Origin of the sequence: Paenibacillus taichungensis (assembly GCF_050994985.1) — a bacterium.
Taxonomy (GTDB): Bacteria; Bacillota; Bacilli; order Paenibacillales; family Paenibacillaceae; genus Paenibacillus; species Paenibacillus taichungensis.
Window position 1 is genome coordinate 1,287,768 of the sequence record NZ_CP194720.1, and the last position, 18,750, is coordinate 1,306,517.

General features: G+C 48.6%; 14 protein-coding genes. 13 read left to right on the forward strand and 1 reads right to left on the reverse strand.

The window, feature by feature from the left end:
• Positions 1–47: 47 nt before the first annotated feature.
• The gene (locus ACR1R9_RS05965; RefSeq protein ID WP_433921518.1) at positions 48–908 is read left to right on the forward strand and encodes a PHP domain-containing protein; all 861 of its coding nucleotides are present in this window, start codon (positions 48–50) and stop codon (positions 906–908) included.
• Positions 909–1,284: 376 nt separating this feature from the next.
• On the opposite strand, the gene ACR1R9_RS05970 is transcribed toward ACR1R9_RS05965, so the two are convergent.
• Complete coding sequence (locus tag ACR1R9_RS05970) at positions 1,285–3,051, reverse strand: Rqc2 family fibronectin-binding protein (RefSeq protein WP_433923755.1); 1,767 nt, start codon at positions 3,049–3,051, stop codon at positions 1,285–1,287.
• Between the two features lie 313 nt (positions 3,052–3,364).
• Between ACR1R9_RS05970 and ACR1R9_RS05975 the strand changes: the two genes are divergently transcribed.
• The 12 genes from ACR1R9_RS05975 to rsmB all read left to right on the forward strand — a co-directional run bounded on the left by ACR1R9_RS05975 (position 3,365) and on the right by rsmB (position 18,559).
• Positions 3,365–6,229: a calcium-translocating P-type ATPase, SERCA-type gene (locus ACR1R9_RS05975; RefSeq protein WP_433921517.1), complete on the forward strand. Its 2,865-nt coding sequence runs from the start codon at positions 3,365–3,367 to the stop codon at positions 6,227–6,229.
• A 186-nt stretch (positions 6,230–6,415) separates the two neighbouring features.
• Entirely contained in the window at positions 6,416–7,249 is an 834-nt protein-coding gene (gene dapF / locus ACR1R9_RS05980) for a diaminopimelate epimerase (protein ID WP_076288227.1), read from the forward strand.
• A 176-nt stretch (positions 7,250–7,425) separates the two neighbouring features.
• The gene (locus ACR1R9_RS05985; RefSeq protein ID WP_433921516.1) at positions 7,426–9,315 is read left to right on the forward strand and encodes a bifunctional homocysteine S-methyltransferase/methylenetetrahydrofolate reductase; all 1,890 of its coding nucleotides are present in this window, start codon (positions 7,426–7,428) and stop codon (positions 9,313–9,315) included.
• A gap of 19 nt (positions 9,316–9,334) precedes the next feature.
• On the forward strand, positions 9,335–10,234 hold the full coding sequence (locus ACR1R9_RS05990; protein WP_076288229.1) for a YicC/YloC family endoribonuclease: 900 nt from the start codon (positions 9,335–9,337) through the stop codon (positions 10,232–10,234).
• Between the two features lie 51 nt (positions 10,235–10,285).
• Positions 10,286–10,546, forward strand: coding sequence for an extracellular matrix/biofilm regulator RemA (gene remA, locus ACR1R9_RS05995; RefSeq protein WP_006209218.1), 261 nt, complete (start codon positions 10,286–10,288; stop codon positions 10,544–10,546).
• A 13-nt stretch (positions 10,547–10,559) separates the two neighbouring features.
• Positions 10,560–11,132, forward strand: coding sequence for a guanylate kinase (gene gmk / locus ACR1R9_RS06000; RefSeq protein WP_024631121.1), 573 nt, complete (start codon positions 10,560–10,562; stop codon positions 11,130–11,132).
• 155 nt (positions 11,133–11,287) lie between these two features.
• On the forward strand, positions 11,288–11,503 hold the full coding sequence (gene rpoZ / locus ACR1R9_RS06005) for a DNA-directed RNA polymerase subunit omega (RefSeq protein WP_024631120.1): 216 nt from the start codon (positions 11,288–11,290) through the stop codon (positions 11,501–11,503).
• Positions 11,504–11,621: 118 nt separating this feature from the next.
• Positions 11,622–12,857: a bifunctional phosphopantothenoylcysteine decarboxylase/phosphopantothenate--cysteine ligase CoaBC gene (coaBC, locus tag ACR1R9_RS06010; protein ID WP_076288230.1), complete on the forward strand. Its 1,236-nt coding sequence runs from the start codon at positions 11,622–11,624 to the stop codon at positions 12,855–12,857.
• 1 nt (position 12,858) lies between these two features.
• On the forward strand, positions 12,859–15,408 hold the full coding sequence (gene priA, locus ACR1R9_RS06015; protein ID WP_076288231.1) for a primosomal protein N': 2,550 nt from the start codon (positions 12,859–12,861) through the stop codon (positions 15,406–15,408).
• Positions 15,409–15,590: 182 nt separating this feature from the next.
• Entirely contained in the window at positions 15,591–16,079 is a 489-nt protein-coding gene (gene def, locus ACR1R9_RS06020) for a peptide deformylase (RefSeq protein ID WP_024631117.1), read from the forward strand.
• A gap of 12 nt (positions 16,080–16,091) precedes the next feature.
• On the forward strand, positions 16,092–17,045 hold the full coding sequence (gene fmt, locus ACR1R9_RS06025) for a methionyl-tRNA formyltransferase (RefSeq protein WP_326065825.1): 954 nt from the start codon (positions 16,092–16,094) through the stop codon (positions 17,043–17,045).
• Positions 17,042–18,559 carry a 16S rRNA (cytosine(967)-C(5))-methyltransferase RsmB gene (rsmB, locus tag ACR1R9_RS06030; protein WP_433921515.1) on the forward strand — a complete coding sequence of 506 codons (1,518 nt, stop codon included), beginning with the start codon at positions 17,042–17,044 and terminating at the stop codon, positions 18,557–18,559. Before fmt ends, rsmB begins: the two co-directional genes overlap by 4 nt.
• Positions 18,560–18,750 lie beyond the last annotated feature (191 nt).

Here is an 18,750-nt window from a genome sequence, read left to right on the forward strand (position 1 = left end):
GAAAATTCGTTCAGCTAATCATTTGATATAAGAAGGAGCTGTTATTCATGCATCAATCTAACGGACGTTGTGATCTTCATACGCATAGCCAAGCGTCGGACGGAATGCAGCCACCTGCCGAGAATGTAAAGCTTGCCAAACAAAGAGGACTGTCTGCGGTTGCGCTGACGGATCACGATACTGTAGCGGGGGTAGCCGAGGCACAGCGGGCTGGCCGTGAGTATGGAATTGACGTTGTGGCAGGGGTAGAGATAAGTACCCGAGCGGATGGCAAGGATATTCATGTGCTGGGGTATTATGTGAATACAGAAGGTGAGAAATTTCTGGAACGACTGCGCGGGCTTCGAGAAGCGAGGGAAGAACGCAATCATCTGATCATCGCCAAACTGCAGGAGCTTGGACTTGAAATCAGTTGGCAGGAGGTCATTGATGGCTTGGGCCGACCACTGGAACCAGATGAAAGCATCGGTAGACCTCATATGGCCGATGTGTTGGTACGGAAAGGTTATGCAGCTGATATGAGGGATGCGTTCAATCGTTATCTGGCTGAAGGTCAACCGGGCTATGTGTCGGTTCCCCGAGTTGCACCGGAAGATGCATGTCAGTGGATTAAAGATGCAGGTGGTGCTGCTGTTATTGCTCATCCTGGTTTATACGCAGACGATGAATTGGTTCGTCGTATTCTGGTGGACGCCCAACCTGACGGTATTGAAGTGGTTCATTCGGATCATGGACCAGAAGAGGAGCTCAGATATGCGGAGTTGGCACGGGAATTTGGGCTCATTCAAACAGGTGGTTCAGATTACCATGGTGTAAGACAAGGGGTAGTATTCCACGGGGATCTAGGTAGCAAAACGGTAACCATTGATGTACTCGATAAACTCCGGGCTGCAGCCGGGAAGTCTTGATTCGGAAACTCTCTTCATTTGTTGCATGAGACTGGGGGAGAAGAGATCGGTTGTCATCGTGCTAAAATTGAATATGAAATAAAGAAGGACATAGAGATGGGGTGAGTGTTAGTCGCTATCCATGTCTTTATGTCCTTTTTGATTGCATATAATTAGGCTAGGTGATGGAATAATTCACCCATGTGCCGCGAGCAGCTCCAAGACGTTCAAATAACTGCTGTGCCCGCTCGTTGGTTGCTGCTGTGATCCAGGACATGTAAGCACATCCAATCACCAGTTTAAGTCCATGGTTTTTTGAGAAACAAAGAAAATCCCCCCCGAACAGTCTATTGTTCTGGGGGATTTTACGTTGTCTTACAGGATTGAAGCAAACAACTTATCCATTTTTGATCGTGGATGGCAAACTTTTAACCAGCTCTTCGTTCGGCGTCACAAACAGGGTCTTCTGGTGGTCATAAATGACAAAGCCTGGTTTGGAGCCACTTGGTTTGCGGACATGTCGGATAAAGGTGTAATCCACCGGAACGCTGCTGGATTCTTTGGCCTGACTGAAGTAAGCCGCGAGTTGTGCAGCTTCCTCCAGGGTTGCTTCGCCAAAGTCAGTGCTGCGAATGACGACATGTGAACCCGGGATGTCTTTGGTGTGCAACCAAGTGTCATTGGAAGAAGCCAGACGGTTGGTGACGTACTCATTTTGCAGATTGTTTTTACCTACGAGAAGTTCAATTCCCTCTGAAGAAGTAAACTGATGCACGGTAGGGCGGTCGTTTTTCTTTTTCTTTTTGCCTTTTTTGTTGCGGTCACGAAGATAACCCTGTTGCACAAGCTCATCGCGAATTTCCTCGATGTCGTTCATGGATGCGATAGACAGTTGCTGGAGCAGATTGTCGAGATAGTCAATCTCGTCTTTCGTTTTTCCAAGTTGCTCATGAATAACAGCCAGACTGTTCTTGTATTTGTTATATCGTTTGAAATAACGTTGAGCGTTGTCAGACGGTGTAAGTAATGGGTCAAGCTGAATGGTAATGTTCGCTTGATCTTCATCATAGAAGTTCACAAGCTCCACACTTTTGTCCCCTTTACTAACCTGATGAAGGGAGGCAAACAGCAGCTCACCCCATAATCTGAATTTATCCGCATCGTCAGCTTCCAGCAGATCCTTGTTCAGGTTGTCGAGCTTTTTGATGTTTTTGCTGCGCTCATTTTGCAGAAAACGAAGCAGATCGCTCACTCTTTGCTTGACAGTGTCCCGCTCGGCCTTGTCTCCGTAATAATCCTCCATACACTTGCTCATCGTGTCATAGGTTTTCTCTGCGTCCTGAATGCTCTGAAGCTGAACGGCCGAGAAAATCATTTTGCCTTTGGCGTTCTGCCCGGTCACAGGTGTATAACTATTATCTCTTACTGGTCCCATGACGGACTCAAAAGCAGTCCAAAGTGCATCGGCTTCGATTCGAACCTCACCTTCACTTGCAGCTTGATCGTCACCTTTAATAGCAGACACCCGAGAGGTAATCTCCACTGCAATCAGGGGACTAAGACCGCTGAATGAATTTACCAGCCAGCGAGAAGCTTCTTCTTCAGCAGCAGTGTAGCTATCTTGGAATTCAGTGCTGCTCACTTCCAGTGGATTGCTTTTATGCTGCTCTGGTGGTTCGGTGTACGAAAATCCAGGCATAATGACCCGGTAACTACTGATGGACGGGGTTACGTGATGAATTCCATCCAGAATCGTTCCTGTTATCGGATCGACCAAAACAATATTACTGTGACGCCCCATCAGTTCAATGATGATCCTTTTGACTGAAACATCACCCAGTTCATCACGTTGACGCACGTCAATATGAATAATCCGCTCCATGCCAATCTGACGGATCTCCTCGATGATCGCTCCCTCACAGTGTTTGCGCAGCAGCATGCAAAACATTGGAGCTTCAGTAGGGTTAATAAACGTCTTTTCGGTAAAATGCACACGCGGATAAGTCGGGCTAGCCGAAATAAGCAATTTACTATTTCCACGCTGAGCACGGAGGGTCAGTACAACATCATGCCCGTTAGGTTGATGTATTTTGCTGATGCGTCCGCCCTTGCAGCCTTGCAGTTCATGTACGATAGCTCGTGTTACGATGCCGTCCAATGCCATTTTTTTCAACGTCCTCTCTATCTATAACTGAAATGAACACCGGGATATGTAAAAAGAACCCGTTGCAGATTCGTATTCGTTTACATAGCAAAAACTCGGATTGCAACTGCGTGTATGACCGCAGACCTTTATTTTAGCTTATTCTGCCCATCAGGGAAAGGATTCGCCATCGGGTGCTAATTAGGGTCCTGTCCGAATACATATAGAGCAGGTAGTTTGTCCGGCATCGCGTACAACCTGTTGATTAGCATAGCCGGTGAAGTAGGTGTGACGTTTTACAGAGGAAATACAGACTGGGAGGGAACTTTGAAGCATGGAACATACCAAGTGGCACCAACTAAGCGTTGAAGAGCTTCGTAACACTCTTGGCGTCAGTCTTGAGGATGGGTTAACCGAAGAAACTGCAACAGAAAAGAGGAAGGCCGCCGGTTCGAATGAGCTGAGCGAAGGAAAGCGCATATCTCCAATTACATTATTGCTTAATCAATTTAAGGACTTCATGGTTCTGGTGTTGATGGGGGCCACACTGGTGTCCGGATTGCTTGGAGAATACTTGGATGCTGTAACGATTGTTGCCATCATCGTCCTTAATGCCATTCTTGGATTCGTACAAGAATTCCGGGCGGAGCGTTCCCTTCGTGCATTGAAACAATTGTCGGCTCCACTGGCCAAAGTGTTAAGGTCGGGTCAGGAAGCTCATCTTGCAGCCAAACTTCTGGTGCCAGGGGATATCGTGCTTGTGGAGAGTGGTGATCGTATTCCTGCCGATGTGCGCTGGCTGTCCACAAATAGCCTCGATGTGGAGGAATCTGCGCTCACTGGTGAATCAGTTCCTGTAAGCAAACATTGCCGTCCCATAGCAGCGGATGACGTACCGCTAGGAGATCAGAAGAACATTGGATTCATGGGGACGATGGTCACTCGCGGTACAGCCAAGGGCGTTGTGATCCGGACAGGCATGGATACCGAGATGGGCAAAATCGCCGACCTGATCCAGAATACGGAGGAACAGGAAACACCGCTGCAACACAGGCTGGAACAGCTGGGTAAAATTTTGATTTTTGTGGCGCTCGGATTAACCGTCATGGTTGTTGTTGCAGGAATTCTGCATGGACAACCGGCAGTAGGCATGTTTCTGGCAGGGGTCAGTCTTGCAGTTGCCGCCATACCAGAGGGTTTACCAGCGATTGTAACGATTGCGCTAGCCCTGGGTGTACAGCGTATGATCAAGCGAAAAGCGATTGTGCGCAAGCTTCCCTCCGTCGAAACCCTTGGTTGTGCATCGGTCATCTGTTCGGATAAAACGGGTACGTTGACCCAGAACAAGATGACGGTTACGGACGTGTGGCTGGAGGGCCGCAGCATCAAGGTCACCGGGGATGGTTATGCACCGGAAGGACAGATGCTGGAGAATGGTCGTACCTTGGAACTGAAGAGTGACCAGACATTGCGGAGAATGCTTCAGATCAGCGCACTATGTAACAATGCCAGTATTATCGAGAGTGTTGCAGATGAGATGCGGAATAAAAAGAAAGGCAAAGAGACAAATAAGGATAGTAAGAAAGAAGCGAAGAAAAGTACAAAGAAAGATCATGTTAATGAAACGGTCAAGGAAGACAGCGTGGTATGGGAGCTGAAAGGCGACCCTACGGAAGGGGCACTCGTAACACTGGCCTCCAAAATGGGGCTTACCCCAGCTGGTCTCAAAGAGTTATATGCACGTGAGCAGGAATTTCCGTTCGATTCTGATCGGAAGCGGATGTCCGTTCTGGTTCATCATCAGGGTGGGCGCACGATCTACACTAAAGGTGCACCGGATGTGCTGATTGGGCAATGCAGCTACATTTTGTGGGAAGGCAATGTTGTACCTTTCACAGGAACGCTGCGGCAGAAAGTCATGGCGGCGAACGAGAATATGGCGGGTTCTGCACTGCGGGTTCTCGGGATGGCTTACCGCGATGTACGGCCAGATGAAAAAGTAGAGAATGAACATGCTGCCGAGAGCCAACTCGTCTTTGTCGGGCTTGCAGGCATGATTGATCCACCGCGGCGTGAGGCACGGGATGCAATTGCGACTTGTCGCAGAGCAGGCATACGTACCGTTATGATTACCGGTGATCATGGCACAACCGCAGAGGCTATCGCCCAGCAGTTGGGTATCCTTCCACGAGGTGGGGCTTCACTTAGCGGCCAGCAATTGGCGGGCATGACGGATGAGCAACTGGATAAACAGGTGGAGGGCATTTACGTGTTCTCACGAGTATCACCTGAGCACAAACTGCGGATTGTAAAATCATTGCAGCGCAAAGGACATGTCGTAGCGATGACTGGAGATGGCGTGAACGACGCACCAGCCATTAAAGCAGCAGACATCGGTATTGCGATGGGAATTACCGGCACGGATGTGACGAAGGAAGCATCGGCGTTAATTCTGAGTGACGATAATTTCTCTACTATAGTAGCTGCAATTGAAGAAGGACGTAATATTTATGAGAACATCCGCAAGTTTATCCGGTATTTGCTGGCATCCAATGTTGGCGAGATTTTAACGATGTTTTTCGCGATGATGATGGGATTACCTTTGCCACTCGTGCCGATCCAGATTCTGTGGGTCAACCTGGTGACGGATGGATTGCCAGCAATGGCGCTCGGTGTGGATCAGCCGGAAAAAGATCTGATGGAACACAAGCCTCGTGGTTCCAAAGAAAATATTTTTGCCAGACGACTGGGCTGGAAAATTGTCAGTCGGGGTGTGTTGATCGGGCTTTGTACACTTGGGGCCTTCTGGCTTACCCTACAGGCGGCGCCAGATCAACCAGGTCAGCTCATTAAAGCTCAATCTGTTGCCTTTGCTACGCTCGTTTTGGCACAGCTCATTCATGTATTTGACTGCCGTAGTTCCCGTTCCATTTTCCACCGGAATCCATTGCAGAATAAATATTTGGTGTTTGCCGTCATTTCATCTATCGTGCTAATGCTGGCGGTCATGTATGTGGAGCCGTTGCAGCCTATCTTCAAAACCGTACCCCTGGGTATGCGTGAATGGGCCATTTCCATCGTTGCCGCAGGTATTCCAACCTTCCTTATGGGAGTGGGCAGTGTGTGGGGAGGTCGTCGCAACCGTCGCCGCATGGGCCCTGGGCGCTTCGTACCGAAAAGTACAAAGTTTTCGGCATAAAATCAATAGCAATTGCTTATCGTTTTCGTTATGCTATCCTCAAAATGATTCGAGGCGAGATTCCTCGGCATTTTGCAGGATAGCTTTTTTTATTGTGAATGTTGGATATGAATATCCAGGGTATCCTGTAGAGAGAAGCAAGAATAACGCTTTGGCAGCAGACTGCCAAAAGGAGTGGGCAAGGTTATGGAATTTACAAAAATGCACGGACTCGGCAACGATTTTATTGTTGTGTTTGGAGAACAACAGCTTCCGGCTGATGCCGCAGAATTGGCTGTAAAATGGTGCAACCGTTTCTTCGGCATCGGCGCGGATGGCCTGGTTTATATACTGCCTTCAGAGAAGGCGGATTTTCAGATGCGCATCATGAACTCGGACGGCTCGGAAGCAGAGCAATGTGGCAATGCCATACGCTGTGTATCCAAATATGTATATGATCACGGCCATGTGACCCAAGAACAGATTACGATAGAAACCATCGGTGCGGGTGTACAACCAGTAAGCTTGAACATTCGTGATGGTAAAGTGGAAACCGTTCGTGTGGATATGGGAGAGCCTATCCTGAATGGACTTCAGGTTCCAACCACCGTGGATGCCAATCCGGTGGTGGATCATTCCATCGAAGCAAATGGACAGGAGTTCAAATTTACGGCAGTCTCCATGGGTAATCCTCATGCAGTCATTTATGTGGATGATGCTGTGAATTTTGATCTCTCGACATGGGGGCCACTACTTGAGGTTCATCCCATGTTTCCGAAAAAAATCAATGTAGAGTTCGCAACGGTTCGCGATCGCGGCTATGTGGACATGCGTGTGTGGGAACGCGGTGCTGGACCAACACTTGCCTGTGGAACCGGAGCTTGCGCAACACTAGTATCATCCGTTCTGAACGGACATACGGATCGTACAGCGGTGATCAGCCTCAAGGGTGGCGATCTTCATATTGAGTGGAACGAAGCCGACAACCACGTGTACATGACTGGACCTGCTGAAGTTGTTTTCAAGGGAGTCACTTCGTAAAGAATACGTTTAAATGAGGAGGCCTTAGGGCCTCTTTTTTTGCAATTATATGAATTCCTACTAGTCCAGAGGGTTATAGAAACTGAATTTCACGAAAAACCTGTGTTTTTCTTCGTTTTCAGATGTTTTTTGTGTTACATTAGTATGAAATGATCAGTCAGGCGGGGGGAAAAGGGATGAAGGCGGATTTACGCAGTGTAATGCAGGAACGGGTCCTCATAGGGGATGGGGCGATGGGAACTTTCCTGTATCAGATGGGATTCCCGGTAGGGATTTCTTATGAAGAGTTGAACTTGATATCACCTGAAGTGGTGGCAGATGTGCATCGTCGTTACCGCGATGCAGGTACGGAAATTCATGAAACCAATACGTACTCTGCCAATTACGATAAGTTGTCCAAGTTTGGTCTGGAGTCCAAGGTCGAGGATGTCAACCGTGCCGGTGTGCGTATCGCCAAAGAAGTAGCTGGCGCAAACGGTTATGTTCTTGGCGCGGTTGGCTCCATTCGTGGAGGAAAGCGGACGAACGTATCAACAAGTGAATTGAAGCGTTTCTATCAGCAACAGATTTTTGCACTGCTCGATGAAGGAGTCGACGGTATTCTGCTCGAAACCTTCTATGATATCGAGGAGATGGATATCGCCCTCCTGCAGGCTCGCAAGCTGAGTGATCTGCCCGTGATTGGACAGTTCGCTGTTGAGGATGTAGGGCACACACTGGATGGATATACGATGCCAGAAGCTTTCCGAATCATGCGTGAGCAAGGGGCAGACGTCATTGGTTTTAACTGCCGTTCCGGTCCAAACGGAATTATGCGGGCGATGGAGACGGTGTCAGGCCGTATCGGTGTCCCAATGTCTGTTTATCCGAATGCGGGTGCAGCGGATTACGTCGATGGTCAGTTCCGTTATGGAGCGTCCCCGGAATACTTCGGACAGACGGCAGTGCAATTCGCTGATCTGGGCGCACGTATCATCGGAGGTTGCTGTGGTACGACACCTGATCATATTGCGGCAATTGCCCAGGCTCTTGTTGAATACACACCTGTTCCAATATTGGAACCTGACCCATCCGAGTCGAAACCGCGTATTATCCTGCATGAGAATGTAGATGAACGGTCTGGACGGGGTGGGCAGCCTACGATTGTGGATCTAGTCAAACAACGCCATACGGTCATCGTCGAACTTGACCCACCACGTGATCTCGACATTGCGAAGTTTATGAAAGGTGCCGAGACATTGAAAGCGGCGGGTGCAGATGCGTTAACATTGGCTGATAATTCCCTAGCTGTTACCCGGATGAGTAATATGGCTCTCGGCCATCTTGTTCAGGATCGAACAGGTTTGCGCCCACTGGTGCATATTGCATGTCGTGACCGGAATCTGATCGGGACACAATCGCACATGATGGGATTTGATGCTCTAGGCATTAATCATGTACTCGCTGTAACAGGTGACCCTGCACGATTTGGAGACTTGCCCGGATCAAGCTCGGTATATGATCTAACTTCTTTTGAAATTATACGTATGATCAAGCAGTTGAACGACGGCGTATCCTTCTCCGGTAAACCGCTCAAGCAGAAGGCGGGATTTGTTATCGGTGCCGCATTTAACCCAAATGTGAAACATCTGGATAAGGCTGTACAGCGGCTTGAGAAAAAGATTGCTTCCGGAGCCGATTATATTATGACGCAGCCGATATACGATCCTGAACTAATCGCAGCCATGCATGAAGCGACCAAGCATCTGGAAGTGCCGATCTTTGTAGGGGTAATGCCCTTAGCCAGCGGACGAAATGCCGAATATCTGCATAATGAGGTTCCGGGTATTCAGCTGTCGGATGAAGTGCGTTCCCGGATGGCTGGTCTTGAAGGCGAAGAAGGTCGAGCGATGGGTGTGAAGATCGCCAAGGAGCTTCTGGATGTAGCAACAAAACATTTCAAAGGAATCTATTTAATGACTCCATTTATGTTCTATAGTATGACGGCCGAATTGACCCAATATGTGTGGGAGAAGTCGGAGCATCAATGTCCTACTTGTTTCAACCCTAATAATCAATTACAATAGTGTAACGGATGTGATGCCGATGTCATTCAGTATGACCGGATACGGTCAATCCGCCTTTCATTTTGGAGGCTATAAGGTACAATTGGAAATCAAGTCTGTCAATCATCGTTATTGCGAAGTGATGATGCGTCTCCCAAGAGAATGGACGTGTTATGAAGACGGATTGAGGAAAAAGGTACAGAGCCGCTTAAAACGTGGGCGGATTGATGTTTATGTAATGAAAGAAAAAGATGAAGACCAGGCTCTTCCCGCTGTTCTGAATGAGCAGGCGGTCAGGGCCTATCTTCAGGCCGCAGAGCAATTGGAGAGCCGCTATGGTATGCAGGGCAAACCGAGTATTATGGATATGCTGGCACTTCCAGATGTCATGGTTCATTCGGATGGGACGAGTTCGCTTCCGGAAGAGCAGAAAGACGAATGGGAGCGTGTCCTGCAGCAGGGGTTGGAAGAGGCTTTATCCGGTCTGGAGCAGATGCGCGCCCGCGAGGGTCTTCATCTGGCCAGTGATCTGGAACGACGTGTCAGTCGTCTGGAATCACTGCATACCGAGATGCTTGCTCTTGCGCCGACTGTGGTGAGTGATCATCGCAACAAGTTAAGACAAAGGCTTACGGAAATGCAGGAAGAAGGCTCTTTCCCTTTTGACGAGCATAAATTGGGTATGGAAATTGCTATGTTTGCCGATCGTTCTAACATAGAGGAAGAGCTTACGCGTCTACTGAGTCACTTTGGACAGAGCAGGGAGCTGCTGAAAAGTGATGAGCCAGTAGGCCGCAAGTTGGACTTTCTTATTCAGGAGATGAATAGGGAAGTCAATACGATTGGATCAAAAGCCAACCATTTGGCTCTGGTGAACCGTGTTGTCGAGATGAAGGCGGAACTGGAGAAAATTCGTGAGCAAGCGGCGAATATCGAATGAACGGTCATATTTCGGCAAAAGAGTCGCATGTATAGGGGGAAGAACCTGATTATGGCAATCAAACTCATTAACATTGGATTCGGTAACATCGTATCGGCGAACCGGATTATATCCATCGTGAGTCCGGAATCGGCGCCGATCAAGAGAATTATACAAGAGGCAAGAGACCGTCATATGCTGATAGACGCAACATACGGAAGACGTACTCGTGCCGTTATTATTACGGATAGCGATCATGTCATTCTGTCTGCAGTTCAGCCAGAAACGGTCGCCCATCGTCTTTCTTCGAAAGATGATGACAACGACGAATAAAATGGAGTGTAATATGTCTAAGGGATTACTGGTAGTGTTGTCCGGCCCATCAGGGGTCGGGAAGGGTACAGTATGCAGCGCTTTGCGCAAACGGGTGCCGGAATTGATTTATTCTGTATCGGCAACGACTCGTCAGCCACGTCTGGGTGAGGAACATGGCGTCAATTATTTCTTCAGAAGCCATGAAGAATTCCTGAACATGATTGCTGAAGATCAATTGTTGGAACACGCAGAATATGTAGGGAATTATTACGGAACACCGCGTGATTTTGTGGAGAAAACGATTAACGAGGGCCGGGACATCATTCTTGAGATTGAAGTTCAAGGCGCGTTGAAAGTGAAAGAAAAGTTCCCGGAAGGGATCTTTGTATTTCTGTTGCCTCCTTCATTGGACGAGCTTAAAGATCGCATTCAGGGCCGTGGTACGGAAAGTCAGGCGACGATTGATCATCGGATGTCCGTCGCGGTAGATGAGATCAGTCTGCTGGAGCAGTACGATTACGCTGTCGTTAATGATGAAATTGATTTGGCGTGTAAACGAATAGAAAGCATCATTATCGCCGAACATTGTAAGATCAATAAATAATCCAATTGCCGCCGCAAAATGCGATAATCAGTGGAGCTGCTGTCATAGTATATATGTAGAGCAGCTCCAGTCTGGTTAGTGTATCCAGCGGTGCACCATGATTCCGTCAGGCGGCGAATTGTGATTATACTAATGCAAAGAGGTGTTTTGTAAATATGCTGTATCCTTCTATTGATGAAATGATGAACAAAGTCGACAGCAAGTATTCCCTTGTTGTTGCCGCTTCCCGCCGGGCAAGACAGCTTCGTGAAGGTGAGAAAACGGATTTGAGAAATGCCAGATCCCATAAACAGGTTGGCGTTGCACTTGAAGAAATTTATGGTGATCTGCTCGTTGTCATCAAAGGACAGGACGAAGAGGAAGAAGAGTAAGCCGCCTGCGGCTGCTCTTCAACTGCATACGGCGCAAGCCGGATTTATTTGACAACCGCGAGGTTGTTATTTTTTTCTCTATTCATCATTATAAACGTCGTATATCGGGGGGATAACCATGTTGAACGGTAAAAAAATCGTGCTTGGTGTGACTGGCGGCATAGCCGCATACAAAGCGGCTACATTATGCAGCAGGCTGGTGCAAAAAGGAGCGGACGTTCATGTCATTATGACGAATTCCGCGAAACAGTTTATTACCGAATTAACGCTGCAAACCTTGACCCGAAATGTGGTATATAGTGATACATTTGATGAGCGGGAGCCTTCGGTCGTCTCGCATATCCATCTGGCTGATATGGCCGATCTTGTTTTGGTTGCTCCGGCAACAGCCAATGTGATTGCCAAAATGGCACATGGGATGGCTGATGATATGCTCTCTACAACCTTGCTTGCAACCACTGCACCGGTGATGATTGCGCCAGCGATGAATGTACATATGTATGATCATCCGGCTGTGCAGCATAATATGTGCCTGTTAACGGAGCGCGGAACTATGATGATTGAACCGGGTGAAGGTCAACTGGCGTGCGGGTATGTGGGCAAAGGACGTTTGGAAGAACCAGAGACAATTGTCGATGTGGTGGAACGATTTTTTGAACAGCAGGAGTCTGCCAAACGGGAACGTAACGAACAGCTTTCCTTGTTGAGCGGGAAGAAGGTTGTGGTCACTGCAGGAGGTACCATTGAACGCATTGATCCGGTGAGATATATTACCAATGATTCCTCTGGAAAAATGGGTTTTGCCATTGCAGCGACAGCTCGTGATCTGGGGGCAGATGTGACTTTGGTTATGGGGAATACCCAGGTTCAGCCGCCAGCCAATGTAAAGGTGATCCCGGTACAGTCTGCGCAGGATATGTATGATGCGGTAGCAGGTGAGTGGGATGATGCAGATATCGTGGTTAAGGCCGCGGCTGTTGCGGATTATCGCCCCAAGGAAGTGTACACGGAGAAAATCAAGAAGAAAGGCGATACATTATCGCTTGAACTTATTAAAAATATAGATATTCTTGAAACGCTGGGCAAGCAGAAGAGCCATCAATTTTTGATTGGTTTTGCTGCGGAGACAAATTCATTAGAAATGTATGCACGTGAGAAACTGGAACGGAAAAACTGTGATCTGATCGTAGCCAATGATGTCACGCAGACGGGTGCCGGATTTGGAACAGATACCAACGCGGTGCACATCTATGACCGTGAAGGTTTGGTGGAAGAGCTTCAGGTGGTGGCCAAGGAAGAGGTGGCCCGCCGGTTGCTTTCGATTGCGGCGGAGCGCATTGCCGGGAGGAATTAATATGGAGATCGCCAAGGTTATTGTCGATGTTCCTGTGAAGGAAACGGACCGGCCGTTTGATTATCTGGTGCCGGAATCCATGCGTGAATGGATTGAGATTGGCAGCAGGGTAGGTGTACCTTTTGGTCATCGGACGGTGCAAGGTTTCGTAATTGATCTGGTGCCTCGCACGGGAACGGAGACTTTCAAACTCAAACCGATTCAGGAATTGCTGGATATCGTTCCACCGTTGTCTGAAGATTTGGTTGAATTAGCCGAGTGGATGAGTGAACGTTATGCCAGCAACCGTATTTTGTCTTTGCAGGTGATGGTACCGACTGCGCTGAAAGGGAAAGCAGAACGGTATATCTCACTTGGAGATGCCCTGGATGGACAAATGGCAGGTTCTGCGTCAGGCGAAGAAGTTCTTTTTGTATGGGGAGAAGAATCGACTTCAGAAAAAGTGCAGCAAGATATTATTCGTTTTGTGAAGAGTCGTGGGCAGGTTCCCCTGCAACAATTGAGTCGTAAATACCCCAATCATGCTGCGCTGATCAAGAAGTTGTTGCTCAGTGGTGTCCTGCTGGAAAGTCAGGCAATTAAGGACAAGCTGAATAAAAAAACGATGAAATCCATTAATCTAGCTGTGGATGCAGCGGCTGCGGAAGAGGCATTGACTTCATTCCCGGCAAAGGCGCAACGGCAGAAAGAAGTTTTGGCTTTCTTGCTGGAAATGAAAGAACTGTTGCCGATGGCGATGAAAGAATTGTTGTCCACACTTCAGGTATCAGCGGCTACAGTCAAAGGGCTTGAGGAGAAGGGGTTAGTTGTGACGGAGGACGTCGAAGTCTTTCGTGACCCTTATCAGGGACGTAAGTTTCGTGCGACCGAGCCACTGAATCTGACCGACGAGCAGCAGCTAGTCTATAACAATATCAATGGTCGATTACAGGAAAGGCGCCATGGCGTCTTTTTGCTTCATGGTGTAACAGGCAGTGGCAAGACGGAAGTATACCTCCAGACCATTCAGCGCTGTATTGAACAGGATCGGCAGGCAATTGTACTTGTACCCGAGATTGCATTGACACCGCAGATGGTAGAGCGTTTTAAAGGACGTTTTGGTGATCAGGTTGCTGTGATGCACAGTCGTTTGTCTGGTGGAGAGCGTTATGATGAGTGGCGCAAAATTAGGGAAGGCCAGGTGAAAGTTGCCATTGGCGCCCGTTCAGCAGTCTTTGCTCCGTTTAGTCGTCTTGGTCTGATCATTATGGACGAGGAGCACGAGACTTCATATAAACAGGAAGAAACCCCGAAATATCATGCCCGTGATGTAGCGGTAAAAAGAGCACAGCAGCACCAGGCGGTCGTTGTCCTGGGTTCAGCGACACCTTCGCTGGAAAGTTACTATGCTGCTCGTTCGCAGAGCAATGATGATTTTGCACCACTTTTGTTGGAGATGCCTACCCGCGCACTTGGAAATAAGCTGCCGGAGGTACGAATTGTTGATATGCGTGAAGAGTTGAAGGACGGAAATCGCTCGATGTTCAGCCGTGCCTTGCATAAAGGGCTGGAAGAGCGGTTGGAGCGTGGGGAACAGACCGTGCTTTTGCTGAATCGACGTGGCTATTCTACCTTTGTGATGTGCCGCAGTTGTGGATACGTTGCAGGCTGTCCCGAGTGTGATATTTCATTAACCTATCATCAGCGCTCAAACAATCTTCGTTGTCATTATTGTGGTTATGCGGAAGCAGCACCAGAAGTGTGTCCGGATTGCGGTAGTGAGCATATTCGATATTTCGGTACAGGTACACAGCGGGTAGAGGAAGAATTGGCTAAGCTGTTTCCGGGTATTCGTGTTATTAGGATGGACGTGGATACAACGAGCGAAAAAGGTTCGCATGAGAAGTTATTGAAGCAGTTTCGTGAGAAAAAGGCAGACGTATTGCTGGGAACCCAGATGGTTGCCAAAGGGCTTGATTTTCCTGATGTCACTCTGGTTGGTGTCATCACCGCAGACTCCGCACTCAATTTGCCTGATTTCAGGGCTGCCGAAAAAACATTTCAGCTGCTCACCCAGGTGGCCGGCCGTGCTGGTCGACATCAACTGCCAGGCGAGGTATTCGTACAGTCCTATACACCAGAGCACTATTCGATTGGGCATGCGAGCCAGCATGACTATGTTTCGTTTGTCCGTGAGGAATTATTGCATCGGCGCAATTTGCAGTATCCGCCTTACTGTCGCCTGATTTTGGTGACTTTCTCACATGAGCAGCTTCCGGTACTGATCCGGTTGGCTGAGAACTACACACGAATACTGAAAGAAAAGGCAAATGCTGCTGGCTGGTTAGGTAGTTTGGACCGTTTCAGTAATGATGCCTTTGATGTGCTTGGCCCGGTAGCATCACCGATTCCTCGGATCAAGAATAGATACAGATTCCAATGTATGATAAAATGGCGGGGGGATGTCGACGCCATTGGACTGGCGCTCGCGACCGCCCGGCGCATGGACGACGATGTTCAGGCGCAGAAGCTGCAAATTAGTCTGGATGTAGACCCGCAAATGTTAATGTGAGCATTTGTAGTAAAATGCGGATGTAAACAAGCGGTATAAACATAGATTAAAAACAACATGAATGATGGCTCGATCTTAAAATCAGTTTTTGATACCTGCTACATAGCAGAAAATCAGTACTTATTTTTGAAATGAGCTTGATGTCCTGAAATTATGATGAGGATTAGGAAGGTGCTTACAACATGTCTATTCGTATTATCGTGAAAGAACCGGATGAGGTACTACACAAAAGAGCTAAAGAAGTAACCAAAGTTACACCCAATGTACAGAAACTGCTGGATGATATGGCAGATACGATGTATGACGCAGAAGGCGTAGGTTTGGCTGCGCCACAGGTTGGTATTTTGAAACGCCTGATTGTGATCGATTGCGGAGATGAACAGGGGCTGATCAAGATGATCAATCCGGAGATTATTTCGAGCGAGGGAGAGCAATTTGGACCCGAAGGATGCTTGAGTATTCCTGGCATTAACGGTGATGTGCGTCGTTTTGAGACAGTTACAGTCAAAGGGCTGGACCGTGAAGGCAAGGAACTGATTATTACGGGCAGCGGATTGTTGTCACGTGCATTCCAACATGAGATTGACCACTTGGATGGTGTACTCTTTACGGATATTGCTGAAAAGGTATACGAAATTGCAGCCGATCAAACCGGGCCGCGTCGTAACTAAGGAGTGATTGATTTGAATATTGTTTTTATGGGAACGCCTGAATTTGCAGTTCCGTCTCTCGATATGCTTATAGCCGAGGGATATAACGTGGTTGGGGTAGTAACACAGCCAGATAAACCACAGGGCCGTAAAAAGGTACTTACACCAACACCAGTCAAGGCTGCGGCAGAACGCCACGGCCTGCCTGTATTTCAACCAGTGAAACTGCGTGCTCCAGAAGCTGTAGCCCAATTGGCTGAATGGAAACCGGACCTGATTGTGACTGCGGCATTTGGGCAGATTCTGCCCAAAGCTGTGCTGGATATGCCCGTTCGTGGATGTGTGAACGTGCATGGCTCTCTTTTGCCAAAATATCGCGGCGGTGCCCCGATTCAACGCTCCATTATTAATGGAGAGCCAGTGACGGGAGTTACACTGATGTTTATGGCGGAAGGCTTGGATACGGGAGATATGATCTCACGTGTGGAAGTAGCGATTACGGATGAAGATACGTCAGGGTCCATGTTTGTAAAGCTCAGTGAAGCAGGCTCCAAATTGCTTCAGGAAGAAATGCCGCGGCTGGTAGCAGGCGAAACAACGGCTGTCCCACAGGATGAAGCCGAGGCTTCGTATGCTCGTAATCTGACTCGGGATGACGAGAAGATGGACTGGAATCGCACGTCGCGTGAATTGTTTAATCAAATTCGCGGTCTTGTGCCGTTCTCGGGTGCATTCACGATGTGGGATGAGCAGGTTTTCAAGGTCTGGGCAGCAGCAAATCCGAAGCAGGCGGATGTACTCTCTTCTTCGGTTGCTGGACAAGCTGAGCCGGGAACGGTATTACAATTGGGCAAAAACGGCATTGAAGTTCGCACAGGGGACGGTTCTCTCTGGCTTACTGAGGTTCAGCCTGCAGGCAAAAAAGTGATGCAAGCTGCTGACTTTGCCCGTGGTGGCACTCTGAAACCAGGAACGGTGCTGCAATGAGCGGAAATACACCGGGCCGTCCGTCTGCAAATAGTCATAAAGTCGCAGGAAATACGTCCGGACGTGGAGGAAATAAACCCCGTCCCAACCAGGGGAAATCGGGTCGTGCAGGAAATTCATCTGCGTCCCCTTCGGTCAACGGTACATCACGCTCGGAGCGGCCTAAAACATCTGCTCGTGCACTCGCTGTAAAGGTACTCAGCGCCGTTGAGCAAGAGGGAGCTTACAGCAACCTTGAGCTGAACCGGCGTCTGAAAGAGGCCGAGCTAAGTCCGGCAGATGCCGGACTAGCTACAGAGCTGGTCTATGGTACGATCGCAAGACGGAATACCCTTGATTATTTTCTGGAACGCTATGTAGCCAAAGGTGTATCCAAGTTGCAACCTTGGGTTCGCAGCCTGCTACGTATCAGCGTGTACCAGATGTTATATCTGGACCGTATTCCGGAACACGCGGTGGTGAGTGAAGCCGTCAACTTGGCTAAGAAATTAGGTCATCAGGGCATCTCCGGTATGGTGAATGGCGTTCTACGGAACATGATTCGCAATCGTGATGAACTGCGCATTCCCGAACATTTGCCTGCAGCTGAACGTATCTCACTGGAGCATTCACACCCGCTGTGGATGGTCGAACGCTGGATCAGCCAATATGGCGAAGAGACAGCGGAAGCGATTTGCCGTGCAAATAATGAACCGCCTGCGGTTAGTGTTCGTGTGAACACAACAATGACTACACGTGAGAAATTAATGCTGGAGATGGAGAGCACGGGTGCTATCGTGGAACCTTCCCGGCTTAGTCCGGACGGTATTCTCGTACGCAGTGGTGGCAACATGGCACATACGTCCTGGTATCGGGATGGCTTGCTGTCCGTTCAGGATGAAAGTTCCATGCTTGTAGCCGAGGCAGTTGGGCCTGAAGATGGTCAGACTGTACTGGACTGCTGTGCAGCTCCTGGCGGAAAGACAGCCCATATGGCGGAGAAAATGCAGGACCGTGGACGAATTGTGGCCAATGATGTACATGCTCACAAACGTCAGTTGATCATGGATCAGGCAGATCGTCTGGGACTTAGCTGTATTGATGCTGTAACAGGGGATGCACTTGATCTGGATGAGCGTTATCCTGAGGCGTCATTTGACCGCATTCTGCTGGATGCGCCATGTTCTGGTCTAGGTGTTATTCGCCGCAAGCCGGATGTCAAATGGACGAAAACTGCGGAAGATATTCACGATATCTCCAATCTTCAACGTGAACTGCTGGATCGGGTTGCACCGCTATTAAAGCCGGGTGGTATTCTGGTGTATAGTACGTGTACAATCGAGCCTGCGGAGAACGAGCATAGGGTCGCTGACTTTTTAGCCCGGCATCCGGAATACAAAGCCGCTGAAGACTCTGCTTGGTCTGGTATGGAGACAGCCGATTGGAAGGTTGTGAACGGTGGTGTGCAGATCCTGCCACAGTACGCTCACAGTGACGGATTTTTCATTGCCAGGTTGACAAGGATAGCGGATTAACAGTTTAATAGAGCACTGAAGGATAGCCGCCGAGGGGAACTTCGGCGGATTTCTTTGTGATTAGACTGAAGGTGTTCAACATCAGTAAAATGTGATGATAGGGTGCGATGCAGGCATTGAGGTGTTATAATGCATGAAGTACAGGCATCAAGGGTATACATGGATGTAACGTGGTCTTTGTGATAGAATAG

Bases quoted from the DNA above. Each gene is read 5' to 3' on its own strand.
- ACR1R9_RS05985 (WP_433921516.1), top strand. From the start codon at position 7,426: ATGAAGGCGGATTTACGCAGTGTAATGCAGGAACGGGTCCTCATAGGG.
- dapF (WP_076288227.1), top strand. From the start codon at position 6,416: ATGGAATTTACAAAAATGCACGGACTCGGCAACGATTTTATTGTTGTG.
- coaBC (WP_076288230.1), top strand. From the start codon at position 11,622: ATGTTGAACGGTAAAAAAATCGTGCTTGGTGTGACTGGCGGCATAGCC.
- rpoZ (WP_024631120.1), top strand. From the start codon at position 11,288: ATGCTGTATCCTTCTATTGATGAAATGATGAACAAAGTCGACAGCAAG.
- ACR1R9_RS05990 (WP_076288229.1), top strand. From the start codon at position 9,335: ATGTCATTCAGTATGACCGGATACGGTCAATCCGCCTTTCATTTTGGA.
- priA (WP_076288231.1), top strand. From the start codon at position 12,859: ATGGAGATCGCCAAGGTTATTGTCGATGTTCCTGTGAAGGAAACGGAC.
- ACR1R9_RS05975 (WP_433921517.1), top strand. From the start codon at position 3,365: ATGGAACATACCAAGTGGCACCAACTAAGCGTTGAAGAGCTTCGTAAC.
- def (WP_024631117.1), top strand. From the start codon at position 15,591: ATGTCTATTCGTATTATCGTGAAAGAACCGGATGAGGTACTACACAAA.
- gmk (WP_024631121.1), top strand. From the start codon at position 10,560: ATGTCTAAGGGATTACTGGTAGTGTTGTCCGGCCCATCAGGGGTCGGG.
- remA (WP_006209218.1), top strand. From the start codon at position 10,286: ATGGCAATCAAACTCATTAACATTGGATTCGGTAACATCGTATCGGCG.
- rsmB (WP_433921515.1), top strand. From the start codon at position 17,042: ATGAGCGGAAATACACCGGGCCGTCCGTCTGCAAATAGTCATAAAGTC.
- ACR1R9_RS05965 (WP_433921518.1), top strand. From the start codon at position 48: ATGCATCAATCTAACGGACGTTGTGATCTTCATACGCATAGCCAAGCG.
- ACR1R9_RS05970 (WP_433923755.1), bottom strand. From the start codon at position 3,051: ATGGCATTGGACGGCATCGTAACACGAGCTATCGTACATGAACTGCAA.